This window comes from Microbacterium sp. 13-71-7 (assembly GCF_002257455.1).
In the GTDB taxonomy this organism is placed as follows: domain Bacteria; phylum Actinomycetota; class Actinomycetes; order Actinomycetales; family Microbacteriaceae; genus Microbacterium.
Window position 1 is genome coordinate 1 of sequence record NZ_NCKN01000325.1, and the last position, 3,390, is coordinate 3,390.

General features: G+C 68.7%; 3 protein-coding genes and 1 pseudogene. 2 read left to right on the plus strand and 2 right to left on the minus strand.

The genetic code is table 11. From position 1 onward, the window contains the following. A partial coding sequence (locus B7X32_RS19595) for a PQQ-dependent dehydrogenase, methanol/ethanol family (RefSeq protein ID WP_292723593.1) occupies positions 1–1,401 on the minus strand: 1,401 nt, incomplete at its 3' end. A 29-nt stretch (positions 1,402–1,430) separates the two neighbouring features. After that, complete coding sequence (locus B7X32_RS19600; protein ID WP_366247013.1) at positions 1,431–1,829, minus strand: porin; 399 nt, start codon at positions 1,827–1,829, stop codon at positions 1,431–1,433. Here B7X32_RS19600 and B7X32_RS19605 point away from each other — a divergent pair. Beyond that, a pseudogene (locus B7X32_RS19605) lies at positions 1,807–2,334 on the plus strand (SDR family NAD(P)-dependent oxidoreductase); the annotation flags it as partial. The gene B7X32_RS19600 and the pseudogene B7X32_RS19605 sit on opposite strands and share 23 nt — an antisense overlap. Before the next feature lie 133 nt (positions 2,335–2,467). After that, positions 2,468–3,325, plus strand: coding sequence for an NAD(P)-dependent oxidoreductase (locus B7X32_RS19610; RefSeq protein ID WP_292723598.1), 858 nt, complete (start codon positions 2,468–2,470; stop codon positions 3,323–3,325). The last annotated feature ends 65 nt before the right edge of the window (positions 3,326–3,390 follow it).

The window sequence follows — 3,390 nt, forward strand, 5'->3', positions numbered from 1 at the left end:
CGCGAAGGCGAGCTTCGCATCGCCGGTGTTCACGTCGATCGCCTGCACCGAGCCCCACTGGTCCTTGAAGGCCGGGTCGGCGACCACCTTGAAGGTCTCGCCGAGGAACGGCAGGCCGGCCTTGTAGGCCACCGTGGCGCCCTTGATCGTCATGCAGGTGTGCATGGTCGGCACGTAGGCGAAGTGGGTCTGCGGGTCGACCGAGATCGGCCACCAGTTCTTGCCGCCGAGGAAGCTCGGGCAGGTGAACACCTGCTTGTCGATGGTCGGGCGCATGGCCGGATCGGTCTGCGGCTTGCCGTCCTTGAAGCCGCTGACCGAGGTCGCGGTGGCGAACTTCTTGGCGTAGATCAGCTTGCCGTCGGTGCGGTCGATCGCATAGAACCAGCCATTGCGGCTGGCGCTGACCAGCGCCTTGTGCTGCTTGCCCTCGTAGGTGATGTCGGTGAGCACCGTCTCGTTGGTGCCGTCGTAGTCCCAGGTGTCGTTCGGCGTGTACTGGTAGTGCCACTTGATCTTGCCGGTGGCCGGGTCCATCGCGATCACCGAATCGGTGTACAGGTTGTCGCCCGGGCGAAGCGTCGCCAGCCACGGACCGGGATTGCCGACGCCCCAGAACAGCGTGTCGGTATCGGCGTCGTAGGTGCCGGTCAGCCAGGCGCCGCCGCCGCCGGTCTTGTACGCGCCCTTCGGCCAGGTGTCGCCGCCCGGCTCGTTCGGTGCCGGGATGGTGTGACGCGTCCACAGCAGCTTGCCGGTCTTCGCGTCCAGCGCGTTGACCGAACCGCGCGCGCCGTACTCGCCGCCGGACAGGCCGACGATCACCTTGCCCTTGACCACCAGCGGCGCCAGCGTCATCGCCGTGCCCTTGTCGGCCGGGGCGAGCTGGTGCTTCCACGCGATCTTGCCGGTGCGCGCGTCCAGCGCGACGACGTAGTTGTCCAGCGTGGCCATGTAGACGTCGTCGCCGTACAGCGCCACGCCGCGGTTCACCACGTCGCAGCACACGGTGCGCAGGCCGACGTGGGAGAGGTCGTGCTGGTACTTCCACAAGAGCTTGCCGGTGGAGGCCTGGAAAGCCAGCAGCTCGTCCTTCGGCGTGGTGATGAACATGAAATCGCCGTTGACCACGGGCGGTGCCTCATGGCCCTGGTCGAAGCCGGTCTTGTAGTCCCAGACGGGCTTCAGGCCGGCGACGTTGGCGGCGTCGATCTGGGTGAACGGCGCGTAGCCGGAGCTGGTGTAGTCGCGGCGGTACATCAGCCAGCCGTTGTCGCTGGCGGCAGCCTTGAGCCGCGCGTCGGTGACGGGTGCGTAGTGCTCGGCGGCGATGGCGCCCGCGCTCGTGGCCAGCAGGGCGGCAATCAGGGCGGTGCGGCGAAGGTATGCGATTCGCTTCATGTCGTGGGTCCTCATGACGGATGGTCAGGTCAGAAAAAGACGATGCCGCCGACCGAGCCGCCATTGAGGCGGGCGGTGTGGCCGGCGAAGTCCTTGGAACGGGTCTGGCCGAGCTCGAAGGCCAGCGTCACGCTCCTGGTCAGCGCGTAGTACGCGCCGGCGGTGACGTTGCTGTTGGACTTGAAGTCGGCGGCGCTGGCGAGGTCGTCGCGGTTGCGGCTGAGGCCGTCGCTGAGACCGAGCTTGAGCTTGTCGGTGAGCGCGTAGGTGGCCTGCACCAGGTAGTTCACGCCCTTGAGGTCGCCCTGGTCGCCATCGGTGAGGATGCCGATGCCGCGGCCGGCCTGGACGTTGCCGAGCAGGCTGAAGCCGCCGATGGAGTAGGACGCGCCGATTTCCGCGGCGCTCATGGTGAACTGCGCCGGCATCGCCCCGCCCGCGAAGGTGCTGGACCGCGACGGCAACCCGGCCGACCTCGCCGGCTTCGAGCGGATCGTCCGGATCAACCTCGTGGGCACGTTCAACGTGATCTCGCAGGCCTCCGCCGTCATCTCCCGGAACGAGCCGCTGGACGGCGGCGACCGCGGCGTCATCGTGAACACGGCGAGCGTCGCGGCGTTCGACGGTCAGATCGGGCAGCCCGCGTACTCCGCGTCGAAGGGCGGCGTCCACGCGATGACGCTCCCGATCGCGCGAGAGCTCGCCCGCTACGGGATCCGCGTGTGCACGATCGCCCCCGGCATCATGGAGACCCCGATGCTCGCGGGCCTGCCCCAGGCCGCGCAGGACTCGCTCGGCGAGCAGGTGCCCTACCCGGCGCGCCTCGGCCGCCCCGACGAGTACGCCTCGCTCGTGCAGCAGATCGTCGAGAACGGCTACCTGAACGGCGAGACGATCCGCCTCGACGGCGCGATCCGGATGGCGCCGAAGTAAGCGGATCCGGATCCGGAGCGGCTCTTCGATGACCGCTGAGGTGCTCCCGTCGCAGAAGATGCCGTTCTGAAGTCAGGAAAGCGACATCTTCCGCGACGGGAGCATCGATGACAACCACGAACGTGAGGAAGACATGACCGAGACTGCGTCGACCACCGACAGGCCCCTGGCGGGCAAGACCATCCTGATGTCCGGCGGCAGCCGCGGCATCGGCCTCGCGATCGCCCTGCGCGCGGCGGCCGACGGAGCCAACATCGCGCTGCTCGCGAAGACCGACACCCCGCATCCGAAGCTCGAGGGCACGATCCACACCGCCGCCGAGCAGATCCGGGCGGCAGGCGGTCAGGCTCTGCCCATCCTCGGCGACGTGCGCGATGACGAGAGCGTGACCGAGGCGGTGCTGAAGACCCAGGGCGAGTTCGGCGGCATCGACATCGTCGTGAACAACGCGAGCGTGATCGATCTGTCCGGATCCCTCGACCTCGCCGCCAAGAAGTACGACCTCATGCAGGACGTCAACGTGCGCGGCACGTTCATGCTGTCCCGCGCGGCGGTGCCGGTGCTCAAGGACGCCCCGAACCCGCACATCCTGTCGCTGTCGCCGCCGCTCAACATCACTCCGCGGTGGCTCGGTGCGCACACCGGCTACACGCTCGCGAAGTACGGCATGACGATGGCGACGCTCGGCCTCGCGGCCGAGTTCGCGAAGGACGGGATCGCCGCCAACACGCTGTGGCCGCGCACCACGATCGCGACCGCCGCGGTGCAGTTCGCGCTCGGCGGCGACCGGATGATGAAGGTCAGCCGCACGCCCGAGGTGTACGCGGACGCCGCCTACGCGGTGCTCGCCCAGCCGGCGCGCGATTACACCGGGCAGACGCTGATCGTGGAGGACGTCCTCGAGGCAGCGGGCGTCACGGACTTCTCCGGCTACGCCGCCGTCCCCGGCACCCCCGACGACCAGCTCTTCCCGGACATCTTCCTGGACTGAGCCGGGCAGGGGCCTGCACCCGGCCGGGGTGCAGGCCCCCGCCGCGTTCGGGCCGCGGAGTTCCT

Bases quoted from the DNA above. Each gene is read 5' to 3' on its own strand.
- B7X32_RS19600 (WP_366247013.1), bottom strand. From the start codon at position 1,829: ATGCCGGCGCAGTTCACCATGAGCGCCGCGGAAATCGGCGCGTCCTAC.
- B7X32_RS19610 (WP_292723598.1), top strand. From the start codon at position 2,468: ATGACCGAGACTGCGTCGACCACCGACAGGCCCCTGGCGGGCAAGACC.